The following is a 15,720-nucleotide window of genomic DNA, read 5'->3' on the forward strand; positions in this document are numbered from 1 at the left end:
TTCTCTAAATTTACTTTCACTTCACCCGAAACCTCAATTCCGTGGTCAGCAAAATGGGCTATTTCACTATAATGATGGGAAGAAGACAACAAAGCTTTTGATGGAATACATCCAACATTAAGGCAAGTTCCTCCAAGATTGGAATATTTCTCGATAATGGCTGTTTTGAAACCTAGTTGTGCGCAACGAATTGCTGATACATATCCGCCTGGACCTGAACCTATAATGACTACGTCAAATGAACTCATAGTTATGTGTGTTTTTGTTTTAGTGTTGCAAAAATAAGAAATAAAATTGCAATGGCAATTTCAATAGCAATGGCAATTAATATAATTTTTAAATCTCAATTACAGTTGTATTTTTCACCTCGCTAATCATAAAAGTACTATGGGTGCTTCCAATATGATCTAATGTCGTAAGTTTTGTAACCAAAAATTCCCGATAGGCTTCCATATCTTTTACTAGAATTTTTAAAATATAATCATAATCACCACTCACGTGATGACATTCTAGAACTTCTTTGAGCTTGATAACATCACTTTCAAATTTGGTCAAAAATTCTTTGGTATGTTGAATAAGTTTGATATGACAGAATACTACGAAACCCTTTTCAACTTTCGAACGATTAACCAAGACTACATATTTATCTATAACACCTTCCCTTTCCAACTTTTTAATGCGCTCATAAACAGCTGTAACCGAAAGGTCAAGTTTTAGAGATAATTCCTTGGTGGTTTTTTTACAGTCATTCTGCAAGAGAAAAAGTAACTTTTTGTCGATTGAATCTAGTGCCATTTGTTTAATTTTTAGGGTTTGAAATAAAAACTAAAATAGATATATTTTATCAGCTAAATTAGAAAATAAATTTAACATTTATTAATATAATAGATTTAAAATCTAAATAATTCAATTAGTATTGATTTATAACCTAACAATATTGAACTTTGTATTATAACTATTAAAAATTAAACAGATGAAATTCAATCCCGCAGATGACATTCAAGATTTACAGTACTTTGGCGAATTTGGAGGCGTAAATCCGTCTATTTCCGATTCATCTACGTATACTTTTCTTTCGGCAAAAACAATGTTCGATACTTTCGAAGGCAATACCGACGGTTGTTATTTGTATTCACGACATTCATCACCAAGCAATTTGTATTTAGGTCAAGCATTGGCAGCAATGGAAGCTACGGAAGCTGCTAATGTAGCAGCCTCAGGAATGGGAGCGATTACACCTGTGCTTTTACAACTTTGCGGTTCTGGCGACCATATTGTTTCCAGTAGAACTATTTATGGTGGAACTTATGCTTTTTTGAAAAATTTCAGTCCAAGATTAGGCATCAAAACTACGTTTGTCGATATTACAAAAATGAATAAAGTGGAGGCAGCAATTACAGCTGAAACCAAAGTTTTGTATTGTGAAACTGTAAGCAATCCTTTACTTGAAATTGCAGACATTGCAAGTTTGGCAAAAATTGCAAAAAAACATAATATAAAACTCGTTGTCGATAATACTTTTTCGCCATTATCGGTTTCTCCTGTAAAATTGGGAGCCGATATTGTCATTCATAGTTTAACTAAATACATCAACGGAAGCAGTGATACTGTTGGTGGCGTAACTTGTGCCTCACAGGAATTTATTGATAGTTTGAAAAATGTAAATAACGGAGCGAGTATGCTTCTTGGTCCAACAATGGATAGTTTACGTTCGGCAAGCGTGATGAAAAATTTGAGAACTTTACACATTCGAATGAAGCAACACAGCCATAATGCAATGTATCTGGCTGAACGTTTCGAAAACGATGGATTAAAAGTTGTTTATCCAGGTTTGAAAAGTCATTCTGGTCATAATTTATATGCGACTATGATAAATCCAGAATATGGTTTTGGTGGAATGATGACTATAGACGTTGGCTCTTTAGACAAAGCCAATGAATTAATGGAATTAATGCAAAGCCAAAAATTAGGCTATTTAGCTGTGAGTTTAGGGTTTTATAAAACCCTGTTTAGCGCACCAGGAACTTCAACTTCCAGCGAAATTCCTCTGGAAGAACAAGAAGCAATGGGCTTAACCGATGGATTAATTCGTTTTTCTATTGGATTGGATAATAACATCGAGAGAACCTACCAGATGATGAAAGAATGTATGGTTGAACTTGGAATTTTGTAGTTTAAAATAAAATCTAAAAAACAAATCCGTTTCGCTACAAAAAATAACGAAACGGATTTTTTTTTCAATTTGAAATTATCATTTAAAAACAACTCCAAATTTCAAAGCTTCTGCTTTAGCTTCTGGAACTAATTTTTTTAGATTGGCAATCCTTGTGGCATCAGCAGGGTGAGTACTAAGAAATTCTGGCGATTTATTTCCACCAGAATTTGCAGCCATTCTCTCCCAAAATGTGATAGCTTGATCTGGATTATAGCCTGCAATTGCCATCAATGTCAATCCTATTTTATCGGCTTCACTTTCGTGGCTTCTACTAAAAGGAAGCATCACTCCTACTTCAGATCCAATTCCGTAATATTGTTGCCACATTTGTTGCTGTTCAGCACTCTGATTTCCTGTGGCAACAGCTACTCCAACTGCACCAATTTGTTGCAATTGAGCCGCGCTCATCCTTTGTGCTCCGTGATTTGCCAGTGCATGAGAAACTTCATGTCCCATAACGGTAGCTAAACCAGCATCATCTTTAGTAATTGGCAAAATACCCGAATAAACTACGATTTTTCCACCTGGCATACACCAAGCGTTAACTTCTTTATTTTCTACCAATTTATATTCCCATTGATAGCCATTCAAATATTGAGATTGACCATTAGCCTTTAACCAACGCTCTGCAGCTGCCCTGATTTTCATTCCTACATTTTCAACTCGTTTTGCATCTGAAGTTCCTACGACAACTTTATTTTCTTTCAAAAATGTTCCATATTGTTGAAAAGAGGATGGAAACAATTCACTATTAGAAACAAAATTTATACTCTTTTTTCCTGTAAATGGATTTGTAGCACATGCCATAATGAGTAACAAAATACCTATCGAAAATACTATTTTACTTTTTTTCATAAATGAGAGAATTATATTTATATTGTGTTTTAAATTTATTTACCAATAATATGCAAATCTGTAAATTCTTTGCCAACGATTAGATAATTTCCTTTTTCAAAAGCAATTTTGTCGAATAAAATTTTCTCGTTATCAATTTCAATCTCTTTAATTTTAAACGGCAATCCAAATAGATTTATTTTATATTTTGAATAATTAGTATCATATTTACCTTCCTTATGCAACTGGATTATAAGCTCTTTTTCCTTGCCAATGGTTTGAAAAGACAAGAAACTATATCTTCCTTTCTTGTAATCATAACCATCCTGAGCATCCTCATAAACCACTGATTTTTCCTTGCCTTCTTTGTAATATAAATCCAAAGTCAATTCATCGAATTCTAATTCGCCAACATATTGTTGAACAGGATACTTTGGAATTATGGCTCCTGCTTTTACAAAAATAGGAATTTGGTCAAACTTGGTATCAACCCAGACTTCTTTTCCACCAATTATTGATTTGTTTGTCCAGTAATTATACCATTGACCACGAGGAATATACATTCTTCGTCCTAAAGAATTGGGTTCAAGAATTGGGCAAACCAAGATTTGGTTTCCAAAAATAAATTCGTCATTTCGATAATGTGTCTGAATATCATCTTGATCATAATACACTAATGGTTTCAACATTGGAATTCCTTCTTCAATATATTGCCAAAACATCGTGTATAAATAAGGTAGCAATTGGTAACGAAGGCTTACAAATTTTCGAGTAATGTCAATTACTTCTTCGTCAAAAGCCCAAGGTTCTTGATTGCCGTGATCTCCAGAAGAATGCGTTCTGCAAAAAGGATGAAAAACGCCTAATTGTATCCATCGTGCATATAATTCGCCTGTTGGTTGTTCGGCAAATCCGCCAATATCTGAACCTGTAAAACCCATTCCTGAAATACACATTCGTTGCACTTGGATATTAGCAATCCACAAATGTTCCCAACTTGCTACATTATCGCCAGTCCACGAAGAAGTATATCGTTGAGCTCCTGAATATGCTGATCTCGTAATTACAAAAGGTCTTTTGGGATAAGCAAACCGTTTTACTCCATGATAAGTTGCCCTTGCCATTTGCGTACCGTAAATATTATGTGCTTTTCTATGACTACATGGATTTCCTTCATAATTATGACGCACATCCATCGGGAAAGTTTTGTTGGGAACTTCCATTACGGCTGGTTCATTCATATCATTCCAAACTCCTTTTACTCCAATATCTGAAATCAATTCCTTGAATAATCCTGCCCACCATTCTCTTACTTCAGGATTTGTATAATCAGGAAAATTACATTCACCAGGCCAAACTTTCCCTTTCATATAAGGACCATCGGCTCTTTTGCAGAAATAATCTTTCTCCAAAGCTTCTTTATAAATTGAATATTCTTTGTCAATTTTTATTCCAGGGTCAATGATTACAATAGTTTTAAATCCGTCTTCGGCAAGTTCTGCAACCATTCTTTTTGGATCTGGAAAATATTCTTTGTTCCAAGTAAAGCATCGAAAACCTTCCATATAATCAATATCCAAATAAATGGCATCACAAGGAATTTGCAATTCCCTGAATTTAGCTGTAACTTCTTTTACATTGCTTTCTGGAAAATAACTCCATTTGCATTGGTGATAACCCAATGCCCAAAGCGGCGGCAATTCAGGTTTTCCAGTCAAATCTGTATAGGTTGTAACCACATCTTGCATTTGTGGTCCATAAATAAAATAATAATTCATTTCTCCACCTTCGGCCCAAAAACTGGTTACATTTCTCCTTTCATTACAAAAATCAAAATAAGTCCTAAAAGTATTGTCAAAAAAGATTCCGTAGGATTGTTTGTTTTGAAGACCAATATAAAACGGAACCACTTTGTATAATGGGTCTTGATCCTTACTGAAAGCATATTGATCAGTTGCAAAATTTTCCAAACGTTTTCCCTTCAAATTCAGTTGGGTTGCTTTATCTCCAAGTCCATAAAAGCATTCGCCATCTTTTGAAGCCTTGCTCATTTTAACGATATTGCCTCCATATTCATAGCTTTCTTCCCAATGAAAACCCAATTCATCTTCCAAAATTATATTGTCTTTCAAATCAAAAATGGATACTCTCATATCTATTTTTTGAATTCTACATTGCAATTTACTGGTTTTCACTTGATAATATTCTTCTTCTTCAGTAACTTCAAGAAAATTATATCCGTGAGAATGACTTTTGTCAATAGCATAAGAAAAATCGTTTGAAAAATAACCTTTCACAGTATATCTAAAACGTAGCATACTGTCTCTTAACACTGTTAATTTTAAAATCACAGTTCCATCAGTATGAAAAAATACTGAATCTACTTCGTGATTAAAAGATATTACTTTTGCTGGATACAAGTCCCCTTTGTATTCTAATTCTGTATTTATAATCATTTTTATGAACTAAATTAAATCTCGATTTTAGTTTTCAAAAATACGGAAATACTTCTGAAACCTTCATTAATATTGACATAATTCACAGAAAAGAAGCATTTGATTTCTTTGATAAAAAACCCAATTCTATTTTTGTTCTTTACTTCAACTAAAAAACAAAAATGAAATTGGGTATAAAACTCAATTGAATTTTACGAAAATTTATACACCGACACGCTCAAAGGAGGCAAAAGTAACTCAATCGAATATCCACGTCCATCGTATGGCGAAGCTTCGATAACTAATTTTTCTAAATTTGCTACTCCACTACCTCCATAAATAGTTGCATCACTATTAAAAACCTCAGTAAGTTTTCCTTTTTTTGGTAAACCAATGCGGTAATTTGGCCTCACTACTGGAGTGAAATTACAAACTACAATTAAATCGTCTTTTGGATTGTTTCCTTTTCGAATATAAGACATCACAGCATTTTGATGATCGGAATAATTAATCCATTCGAAACCTTCTGGACTAAACTGTTTTTCGTGCAATGCTGGATGGGATTTGTAAAGAGCATTTAAATCAGTTATTGTTTTTTTGATACCTTCGTGAAAAGGATATTGCAATAAATGCCAATCTAAACTTCTTTCAAAATTCCATTCGGCACTTTGACCAAATTCACTTCCCATAAACAATAATTTTGTTCCAGGATGTGTAAACATATAACCATAAAGCAAGCGCAAATTAGCAAATCGCTGCCATTCATCACCAGGCATTCTTCCTGCAATAGATTTTTTACCATAAACTACTTCATCGTGCGAAAGCGGCAACATAAAGTTTTCAGAAAAAGCATAAGTCATTGAAAAGGTCAAATCATTTTGATGGTATTTTCGATAAACCGTTTCTTTTTGAAAATATTCCAAAGTATCGTGCATCCAACCCATCATCCATTTCATCCCAAAACCTAATCCTCCTGCAAACGTAGGTCTAGAAACCATAGGGAAAGAAGTACTTTCTTCGGCAATAGTTTGAATGCCTTCAAAATTAGAGTACACTGCTTCATTAAATTCTTTAAGGAAGCTTATTGTATCAAAATTTTCTCTTCCACCATAAATATTAGGCTCCCATTCTCCGTCTTTTCTAGAATAATCTAAATATAACATTGAAGCAACGGCATCTACCCGAAGACCATCAACGTGATAATGTTGCAACCAAAAAATCGCATTGCTTATCAAGAAAGAACGCACTTCATTTCTTCCATAGTTAAAAACTAAACTTTTCCAATCAGGATGATAGCCTTTTCTGCGGTCTGGATGTTCGAAAAGATTGGAACCGTCAAAAAATCCTAAACCGTGAGCATCGTCTGGAAAATGAGATGGAACCCAATCCAGAATCACTCCAATTCCTGCTTGGTGCAATTTATCGACCAAAACCATAAAATCCTGTGGTTTCCCAAAACGAGAAGTGGGTGCAAAATAACCAACCAACTGATAACCCCAAGACGGATCATACGGATATTCCATTATTGGCATAAACTCAACGTGAGTAAAACCAGTTTCTTTTACATAATTTACCAAATCTTCGGCCAATTCTAAATAAGTCAAGAATTTACCTTCAGTATTTCGTTTCCATGAACCTAAATGAACTTCATAGACAGAATACGGTTTGTCTAAATCATTATGGTCTTTACGCGTTTCCATCCATTTTTTATCTTTCCATTGGTAATTCAAATCCCAAACAACTGAAGCTGTGTGTGGTGGATGTTCACAGTATAAAGCAAACGGATCAGCTTTTTCGGTGATAATTCCTCCGTTATTAGATTGAATTTTATATTTATAGGTTGCTCCTTTATCAATTCCAGGAATAAATCCTTCCCAAATCCCTGATGAATCCCAACGCACTTGCAATTGGTGTTCGCCTTGAATCCAATAATTGAAATCCCCAACCACGGAAACAGAACGCGCCGATGGTGCCCAAACGGCAAAATAAACGCCTTTTACTCCATCAACTTCAAGAAGATGTGCGCCTAATTTTTCGTATAATCTGAAATGTTTTCCAGCTTTGAATAAATCAATGTCGAAATCGGTAAAAAGGGAATAAGGTTGTACTTTGTTCATTTTTTTTGTTTGGTTTAATGGTATTTTTATGGAACACGGATGAAACGGATTTCAAACGCGGATTTTTTATTATTTTATAAACGAAATCAGGCGGTTTCCTTGAATCGTGAGCTTTAATTTTTAATTCGTAATTTTTAATTAATTTTCCTAAACTCCATAATACTAGCAATTCCCGTTAATGGAATTACAGCCCAACGTGGTCTAGAATTTAATTCATATCCCAGTTCATAAACCGCTTTTTCGAGCAGGCAATATTTCAACAAGAAATCAATCTCATTTCTGTAACCAATGTTTAAATTTCCTCCTTGGGCGACTTCAGTATAAGTCTGGATAAAAACGCCTACAAAATATTTGAACAAAATTTCTCCTGCTCTAAAAAGCTCTTCTTGCTCATAAGGATATTTGTCTTTATTGTTAAAAATGGTGGCATAAATCGAGTAATGAAACGAGCGAAACATTCCGGCGACGTCTTTCAATGGTGGTTGTTTCACTTTCCGGTCACGAATAGTACTTTCTGGTTCACCTTCAAAATCAAGGATATAAAAGTCGTCACCATTCACCAAAACTTGACCCAAATGATAATCTCCGTGAATACGAATTCGCTCCGATTTCATTTTTGTCCAATCGAAATCTAGAAATAATTTTCTAATTTCTTTCTTATGGTCTAAAAATTGGTTGGCTAATTCTAAAGCCAATCCATCAAGTTTATGGAGGTTATTTTCGAGAATATTTAACCTATTTTGGAACTGATATGTCAATCTGTTTTTAAGCCAAACCGTATAATCACCATTATAAGTTGTTGGTGTAAAAGCCGTTTCGTGAACATCACTTCCGAGCGCAATATGCATTTCGGCTGTTCTTGTTGCTAATGTTTGAATACGCATAAAAATACTCAGTCCAGCCCAATCAATGATTTCGTGGGGAACTTCATTGATTTTTAATCTTTTAAACAATTCAATATCCGGTAATTTAGTGATATTAATTTTTTTATACTTCAGATTATCAAAAATTTTATCGACTTCTCCGAGCATAAATTGCCAAGCATCTCCTTGGTTAGGAACTAATTCCTGCATCAATGCCAAGGTAATATTTCCTTCGGATAATGCAACGCTAATGCTTCCCATATAAGCTGGAGAACTTTTGAAATTCATTCTTTCAGTAAGAAAACGACTGATTTCATAATCGGGATTCATACTAATGTAGATTCGTCTAAAAATTTTCAGTACTAAAGTATTATTGTAAATTATAGAAGTATTGCTTTGCTCCACTCCCATAAATTTGGAAGTTTTATATTCCTCTTCTTCGAGCTTTTCCCCTTTATGAAATTTAACTTTCAAATCAGATTTTACTCTAGAATGAACAATTTTTTCGAACAATAATTTTCTAAAATCTTCTTGATGCAACGCATCAACAAGAAATCCGGTTTGACCGTTCATTTCTACGGGAGCAATTATTGTATTGGTATCCAACTCCTCTTCTGACATAAAAGCAAGAGGCATAAAATAGTGTTGATAAAAGGCTTCTTTGAAATTGACTTCAAGCAAAACACCATAATAAGTGTTGTCTTTTGAAGTTATTTTGAAAAAATCGACAACTTCAATATACTTCAAAGTACTCGCTTTACCACCATACCAACGTTTATTGATAATATAATTCTCAAGAATATCTGAAGAGAAAATCTTTACAAATTCCTTGTCTTCAAATGCATTTTTCCAATCTGTTTTAAAAACAAACGGATTTTGAAATTCATCTCCATTAATCTTGTTATCTTTCATTATCGATGGATTTTAAATAAATGAAAAGGCAATTCAGGCGAAAGTTCTACAAAATTCCATTCTCTGTCCCAAACATAGGTGTTTCCGGTAATTAAATCGGTAATTTGAATAGGAATTCCTCGCCACAAACCCATTGGAAACCTAATCATTGCTTGACTTTTATTAAATGCATCAAGGCTGGCAACCATCAAAGTCTCGTCTTGTTTATCATCATCAAATTTATAATAAGCCAAAACTTGATCATTATTGGTATCACAAAAAACAATATTATTCGTTTGCTGCAATGAAATTTGCTCTTTTCTGATGGTATTAATGCGAGTAATTAAAGTTGTAATTTTATTCTTTTTGTCCCAATCCCATTTGTAAAATTCATATTTTTCTGAATCTAAATATTCCTCGTTATCAGGCTTCATTGGTGTCGAAACCATATATTCGAAAACAGGACCATAAATCCCAACACTGGAACTTAATGTTGCTGCAAGGAAATATTTTTGAAGATGAATAGATTCATTCCCGCTTTGCAAAGCATAAGGATTGATATCTGGCGTATTAGGCCAAAAGTTAGGGCGATAAAATTCTTTTTGTTCCGTTTGTGTCAATTCTTCAACATATTCAATCAATTCTTTTTTAGAATTTCTCCAAGTAAAATAAGTATAAGATTGTGTAAACCCTTGCTTGGCTAACTCATTCATAATTTTTGGACGTGTGAAAGCTTCTGCCAAAAACAAAACATCTGGGTGTTTTTTCTTGATTTCACCAATCAGCCAACCCCAAAAAAAGAATGGTTTTGTGTGCGGATTATCGACTCTAAAAATCTTGATATCGCATTCTTCTACCCAAAATAAGGCAACGTCCAATAATTCCTTCCAAAGGTTTTTCCAGTCGCTGCTTTCAAAGTAAATAGGCTGAATATCTTGGTATTTTTTGGGAGGATTTTCGGCATATTGAACCGTTCCGTCAGGACGCCACTTGAACCATTGCGGAAAATCTTTTACATAAGGATGATCTGGTGCTGCTTGTAAAGCATAATCCATTGCAACCTCGATTCCTAAATCTTTTGCTTTTTTTACCAAAGATTTAAAATCATCAATACTTCCTAATTCTGGATGTGTGGATTTGTGTCCGCCATATTGCGAGCCAATTCCCCAAGGCGAACCTACATCACCAGGATTTGCATTGGTAGCATTGTTTTTTCCTTTTCTATTTACTTCTCCGATTGGATGAATTGGCGGAAAATACAAGGTGTCAAAACCCATTTCGGCAACTCTTGGCAATAACTTTTCACAATCTTTGAAAGTTCCGTGTTTTCCTTCTTCTTGAGAAGCTGAACGTGGAAAAAATTCATACCAAGTACTGAATAATGCTTTTTTCCTATCTACATAAACCTTCAATTCAGATGATTTATTTTCTATAAACCGAATAGGATATTTTTTAAAGATTTGATGCAAGTCGATAGAAATTGATTCTTGAACAGCTTTGTCATAATCAGATTCAGTGGTAAAATAAGTAGCCACTTTTTCAAGATATTCTTTCTCGGAAGTATCGGCAAATTTCATAACTGATTTTACATATTCGGCTCCTTCCAACAATTCTGATTTCACATATTGATTATCGTGTATTTTTCTCTCGGTTCCGTGTTGCCAGTTGAGTGCATAATCTATCCAACCTTCAACAAAATAGGAATAAAAGCCTTGTTTTTCAACCTTGAATTCGGCAACCCAAACATCATTATCTTTTGGATTCATCCTAACTTCCTGCCATTTTTTATCCCTTTCATGCTTGAATTTCACGCAACATTCTAAGATATCATGTCCATCAGAAAAAACGTCTGCGGTTACAGTTATATTTTGTCCAACAATTCTTTTTATAAAATTAGCACCACAATCTATTTGTGGCGATACATTTTCAATTACTATACGCGTTTGTTTCTGCATTTTGTATTTTTAAAAGACGACTAAATTTAGTGAAAATTATATTATAAAACTGTAATAAAAACCTATTACTATCTATTATATTGTGTAATTATCTGGAATGATTGCCCCTTTTTTGACAACTACAATCCCATCTTTAATAGCATATAATTCATTTGTAAAATTTTCCAAATGCTTACCTCCATTGATTGTAACACCATTACCTATTCTGCAGTTTTTATCGATAAGTGCATTACTGATAAAACAGTTTTCGCCAATTCCCATCAGTTGTTTATTATCATTAATATCCTCATTCATATCCTCAATATTTTGATAGAAATCGTTACCCATCACATAGCAATTTTGAACAACAGTTCCTTCACCAATTCTTGAGCGAATTCCAATTACAGATCGACTTATTTCCTTAGCATTTATGATACATCCATCTGAAATTAAAGATTTTTCGACTAGTGTTTTATAAAATTTTGAAGGCGGTAACAATCGAGGTCTAGTAAAAATTTTATTTTCATTATCAAATAAATTAAATTTAGGTAAATCATCTGTTAGACCGATATTAGCTTCAAAAAAGGAATCAATATTACCAATATCTGTCCAATATCCTTCATATTGGTAACTTAATATTTTTTTGTTACCAACGGCTTGCGGAATGATTTCTTTTCCGAAATCTTTAGTTACTGGGTTTTTCATTATTTCAACCAATAATTTTCTGTTAAAAATGTAGATTCCCATCGAAGCTAAATAATGTTTTCCCTCACTTTTCATTTGGTCGCTTACATCTGATTTCCAATCTGCCAATAGTTCCTTGGCTGGTTTTTCTATAAAAGCTTCGATACAACTTTCGGCATTTGTTTTTAATATTCCAAATTCCGGAGCATCCTTATCGTTTACAGGCAAAGTTGCAATTGAAATATCGGCTTCACAATTTATATGTGCCTCAATCATATCATTGAAGTCCATTTGATATAATTGATCTCCTGAAAGAATCAAAGCATAATCAAAATCATGATTCAAAAAATGAGGCATACATTGCCGAACTGCATCGGCAGTCCCTTGAAACCATGTTGGATTATCTGGGGTTTGTTCGGCAGCAAGAATATCAACAAAAGACTGGCTAAAAGCATTAAAAGTATAGGTGTTTTTTATATGTGCATTTAAAGAAGCTGAGTTAAATTGTGTCAAAACAAAAATTCTTTTAATATCTGAATTCATACAATTTGAAATAGGAATATCTACCAATCTATATTTCCCTGCAATCGGAACTGCTGGTTTTGACCTTGTCTCAGTTAACGGATACAATCTTGATCCTTGTCCTCCTCCTAAAATAATTGCAATGACACTTTTCTTTTTAGCTTTCATTTTTATTTGTTGTTAAATTGTACATTTCTATTTTAATAAACACATAATTTTGCTTAAATACCAATTAAACATTTCTAAATTGTGTTATATTTATGTTTTTCTAAATTTAGTAAAAAAAAAATAATATCATAACTAGAATGAAAATTTACTAAAATGCCAAAAAATACTCCCAATCACATCCAATCGTTGAAAATTCCTAAAATAATACTGCAAAGTAGTAAATTTATCTCTTTTATTTCGCCAAAATTAGCAACATTGTTTGCTGCAAAATTATTCACTAGCCCAATAAAACATACAATTCCAAAAAGGGAAATAGAAATGGACGGCAAAAGCACCCAAAAACTAATTAATATTCCTGCAATCAACAAGAAAGTGATTCTTTATCAATATGGTGAAAGTAAAAAGAAAATTTTGTTGGTACACGGCTGGTCTGGACGAGGAACACAACTTTTTAAAATTGCTGACGAATTAATAAAAGTAGGATATTCAACCATTAGTTTTGATGCACCTGCACATGGAAAATCACCAGGAAAAACTACTATTATGTCCGAATTTGTAGAGTCAATTTTAGAAATAGAAAGACAGTTTGGTCCATTTGAAGCCGCAGTTGGTCATTCTTTGGGAGGAATGTCTCTACTAAATGCAACAAAAAAAGGATTAAATCTAAATAATTTAGTAATTATTGGGAGTGGAGATATTGTTCAGGATATTCTTGATACATTCGTCGCAAAATTAGAATTAAAACCTAGTATCAGCAACCAATTACGTTTGCATTTTGAGAAAAAATTTGGTGAAGAAATGGATAATTATTCCGCTTATAAATCAGCAATGAAAATTTCAATTCCCGTTTTAATAATACACGACAAAAATGATATAGAAGTTCCAGTTGGAGCAGCAATTCACATTCATAAGCATTTAAAAAATGGAGAATTATATTTAACAGAAGGGCTAGGTCACCAAAAAATCCTTGGTAATCAAGATGTAATTGAAAAAGTAGTTCAATTTATTCAAAATCATAAATCATTTCAAAAATGATTCTTTAAATTCAGGTTTAATTCTATTTTTAGAAGCTTGTTCATAGGCAAATGCAATTCCTATCAATTTTGGTTCGTTATATGAAGTTCCAAAAAAGGAAATACCTACTGGTAAATCATACGCTTTCCCTCCTGGAACAGTAATATGAGGATAACCGCTTACTGCTGCAGGCATCGTCAAAGAATATCCCCAACGATCTCCGTATATCATATCAATACTACAGGCTGGTCCCATTGTTATTCCACAAATTGCATCAAGTTTGTTTTCAGAAAAAACAGAATCCAAAATACTCTTGCTGCCTTTATGACATTTATCAAATACTTCTTTATAATTTTTATCATCAAGTCTATTTTTCAAATTTGAACTTTCTAAGATTTCTTGTTTAAAATAAGGCATCGCCTTATCTTCATTAGCACTATTAAAATCAATAACTTCTTTTAAATTTTTTACTTTCGCATTGGATGTCGCTAAATAACTATTCAATCCATCTTTAAATTCATATTGCATTAATTCAAATTCTGCGTCACTTAGAGCATTTATTTTATCTATATAATCGATTTCAATAATTGTAGCTCCGTTTTGTTTAAGAACATCGAGGGCGTTTTCTAAAACAACATTGATAAATTGATTATTACCTTGCGGCTTTTTTTCGATTCCAATTCGTTTACCCTTCAAAGCATCTAAATCTAAGAATTGAGTATAGTCATTAAAACTTCTCCCTCTACTTTCTTCAGTAATTGAATCTGAATTGTCTATTCCTGAAAGTACCCCTAATAAAATTGCCGCATCTTTTACTGTTCTAGCCATTGGACCAGCAGTATCTTGAGTTTTTGAAATTGGAATAATTCCTATTCTACTAACCAACCCAACAGTAGGTTTAATACCAACAATTCCATTTACTGAAGCAGGACAAACAATCGAACCATCTGTCTCAGTACCAACCGCAACTACACAAAAGTTAGCTGCCACAGCAACACCTGAACCAGCACTCGATCCACAAGGATTATGATCCAAAATATATGGATTTTTAGTTTGCCCCCCTCGACTACTCCATCCTGAACAAGATTGAGTAGAACGAAAATTTGCCCATTCACTTAAATTAGATTTTCCAATAATAATGGCACCAGCTTCTCGCATTTTTTTTACAATAAATGCATCATTTGAAGCTAGGTTGCCTTCCATCGCCAATGCTCCTGCGGTAGTTTGCATTTTATCTGCTGTATCAATATTATCTTTGATTACTATGGGAATTCCATGCAATGTACCTCTAGCTTTACCCTCTCTACTTTCTTTATCTATTTTTCTTGCTAATGAAACAGCATCGGGATTTATTTCTATAATTGCATTTAAATTTGGACCACTACTATCAATATTATTAATTCGTTTTAAATAAAATTCTACTAATTGCTCAGAAGAATACTTTCCTGAAACCAATTTTTCCCTTAAACTACTTATAGTTTCTTCATCAAGTTCAAATGCTTCCGTTGCACCAACATCTACTTTTTTATCACCAATATCTTTTTTAGAATTATTACATCCATCAAGAAATAGACTTGTAATCCCAACGGTTGCTAGAGTTGTAGTAGTCAAAAAGGTTCTTCTTTTCATATATTTTTCATATATTTTTAGGTGTCAAAAGTTTTAAAATTGATTTAATATTAATTTGATAAATATATAACTAATATTCAAAATTTTAAATATAAACTTAGTCTATGATAAATATAAAATTATCATTGTTGTCCGATAAAAACTTTTTAAAATTAATAAAACCTAATAAATATGGATCCAAAGGAAGGTGACGAAGGAGTCCGAAGGACAAAAACGTCGTAGCTACAAACAAAAAACCCCGTTTCGTTAGAAACAGGGTTTTTAAGAATCTGAAACAAGTTCAGATTAAAGAAAGGCGACGACATACTCTCCCACATAATTGCAGTACCATCTGCGCAGGCGGGCTTAACTACTCTGTTCGGGAAGGGAAGAGGTGAGCCCCGCCGCAATAACCACCTTAAGGTCGTTTTGCAA

11 protein-coding genes and 1 rRNA gene are annotated in these 15,720 nt (G+C 33.4%); 2 read left to right on the plus strand and 10 right to left on the minus strand.

Annotated elements, in window-relative coordinates; all coding sequences use genetic code 11:
- The coding region (locus tag PHC28_RS06480) for an FAD-dependent oxidoreductase (protein WP_300097477.1) at positions 1-248 on the minus strand (248 nt) is incomplete at its 3' end.
- A gap of 88 nt (positions 249-336) precedes the next feature.
- Positions 337-795 carry an Lrp/AsnC family transcriptional regulator gene (locus PHC28_RS06485; RefSeq protein ID WP_300097479.1) on the minus strand — a complete coding sequence of 153 codons (459 nt, stop codon included), beginning with the start codon at positions 793-795 and terminating at the stop codon, positions 337-339.
- 178 nt (positions 796-973) lie between these two features.
- Here PHC28_RS06485 and PHC28_RS06490 point away from each other — a divergent pair, with 178 nt between their 5' ends.
- On the plus strand, positions 974-2,173 hold the full coding sequence (locus tag PHC28_RS06490) for an aminotransferase class I/II-fold pyridoxal phosphate-dependent enzyme (RefSeq protein ID WP_300097480.1): 1,200 nt from the start codon (positions 974-976) through the stop codon (positions 2,171-2,173).
- Positions 2,174-2,251: 78 nt separating this feature from the next.
- Here PHC28_RS06490 and PHC28_RS06495 read toward each other — a convergent pair whose 3' ends face one another.
- The 6 genes from PHC28_RS06495 to PHC28_RS06520 all read right to left on the minus strand — a co-directional run bounded on the left by PHC28_RS06495 (position 2,252) and on the right by PHC28_RS06520 (position 12,663).
- Positions 2,252-3,070, minus strand: a complete 819-nt coding sequence (locus PHC28_RS06495) for a M48 family metallopeptidase (RefSeq protein ID WP_300097482.1) — start codon at positions 3,068-3,070, stop codon at positions 2,252-2,254.
- 35 nt (positions 3,071-3,105) lie between these two features.
- Entirely contained in the window at positions 3,106-5,505 is a 2,400-nt protein-coding gene (locus PHC28_RS06500) for a glycoside hydrolase family 31 protein (RefSeq protein WP_300097484.1), read from the minus strand.
- Between the two features lie 191 nt (positions 5,506-5,696).
- Positions 5,697-7,601, minus strand: a complete 1,905-nt coding sequence (glgB, locus tag PHC28_RS06505) for a 1,4-alpha-glucan branching protein GlgB (RefSeq protein WP_300097486.1) — start codon at positions 7,599-7,601, stop codon at positions 5,697-5,699.
- A 134-nt stretch (positions 7,602-7,735) separates the two neighbouring features.
- Positions 7,736-9,376, minus strand: a complete 1,641-nt coding sequence (locus PHC28_RS06510; protein WP_300097488.1) for a trehalose synthase — start codon at positions 9,374-9,376, stop codon at positions 7,736-7,738.
- Positions 9,376-11,310: an alpha-1,4-glucan--maltose-1-phosphate maltosyltransferase gene (locus tag PHC28_RS06515; protein ID WP_300097490.1), complete on the minus strand. Its 1,935-nt coding sequence runs from the start codon at positions 11,308-11,310 to the stop codon at positions 9,376-9,378. Before PHC28_RS06515 ends, PHC28_RS06510 begins: the two co-directional genes overlap by 1 nt.
- Before the next feature lie 75 nt (positions 11,311-11,385).
- A complete protein-coding gene (locus PHC28_RS06520) occupies positions 11,386-12,663 on the minus strand; it encodes a glucose-1-phosphate adenylyltransferase (protein WP_300097492.1) in 1,278 nt (425 codons plus the stop codon).
- A gap of 153 nt (positions 12,664-12,816) precedes the next feature.
- Here PHC28_RS06520 and PHC28_RS06525 point away from each other — a divergent pair, with 153 nt between their 5' ends.
- Positions 12,817-13,698, plus strand: coding sequence for an alpha/beta hydrolase (locus PHC28_RS06525; protein ID WP_300097494.1), 882 nt, complete (start codon positions 12,817-12,819; stop codon positions 13,696-13,698).
- Here PHC28_RS06525 and PHC28_RS06530 read toward each other — a convergent pair.
- Positions 13,684-15,306 carry an amidase gene (locus PHC28_RS06530; protein ID WP_300097496.1) on the minus strand — a complete coding sequence of 541 codons (1,623 nt, stop codon included), beginning with the start codon at positions 15,304-15,306 and terminating at the stop codon, positions 13,684-13,686. The genes PHC28_RS06525 and PHC28_RS06530 overlap by 15 nt on opposite strands.
- A gap of 290 nt (positions 15,307-15,596) precedes the next feature.
- Positions 15,597-15,706, minus strand: a 5S ribosomal RNA gene (gene rrf, locus PHC28_RS06535).
- Positions 15,707-15,720 lie beyond the last annotated feature (14 nt).

The organism is Flavobacterium sp., assembly GCF_028712645.1.
In the GTDB taxonomy this organism is placed as follows: domain Bacteria; phylum Bacteroidota; class Bacteroidia; order Flavobacteriales; family Flavobacteriaceae; genus Flavobacterium.

Bases quoted from the DNA above. Each gene is read 5' to 3' on its own strand.
- PHC28_RS06525 (WP_300097494.1), top strand. From the start codon at position 12,817: ATGCCAAAAAATACTCCCAATCACATCCAATCGTTGAAAATTCCTAAA.
- PHC28_RS06515 (WP_300097490.1), bottom strand. From the start codon at position 11,310: ATGCAGAAACAAACGCGTATAGTAATTGAAAATGTATCGCCACAAATA.
- PHC28_RS06495 (WP_300097482.1), bottom strand. From the start codon at position 3,070: ATGAAAAAAAGTAAAATAGTATTTTCGATAGGTATTTTGTTACTCATT.
- PHC28_RS06510 (WP_300097488.1), bottom strand. From the start codon at position 9,376: ATGAAAGATAACAAGATTAATGGAGATGAATTTCAAAATCCGTTTGTT.
- PHC28_RS06485 (WP_300097479.1), bottom strand. From the start codon at position 795: ATGGCACTAGATTCAATCGACAAAAAGTTACTTTTTCTCTTGCAGAAT.
- glgB (WP_300097486.1), bottom strand. From the start codon at position 7,601: ATGAACAAAGTACAACCTTATTCCCTTTTTACCGATTTCGACATTGAT.
- PHC28_RS06530 (WP_300097496.1), bottom strand. From the start codon at position 15,306: ATGAAAAGAAGAACCTTTTTGACTACTACAACTCTAGCAACCGTTGGG.
- PHC28_RS06520 (WP_300097492.1), bottom strand. From the start codon at position 12,663: ATGAAAGCTAAAAAGAAAAGTGTCATTGCAATTATTTTAGGAGGAGGA.
- PHC28_RS06500 (WP_300097484.1), bottom strand. From the start codon at position 5,505: ATGATTATAAATACAGAATTAGAATACAAAGGGGACTTGTATCCAGCA.
- PHC28_RS06490 (WP_300097480.1), top strand. From the start codon at position 974: ATGAAATTCAATCCCGCAGATGACATTCAAGATTTACAGTACTTTGGC.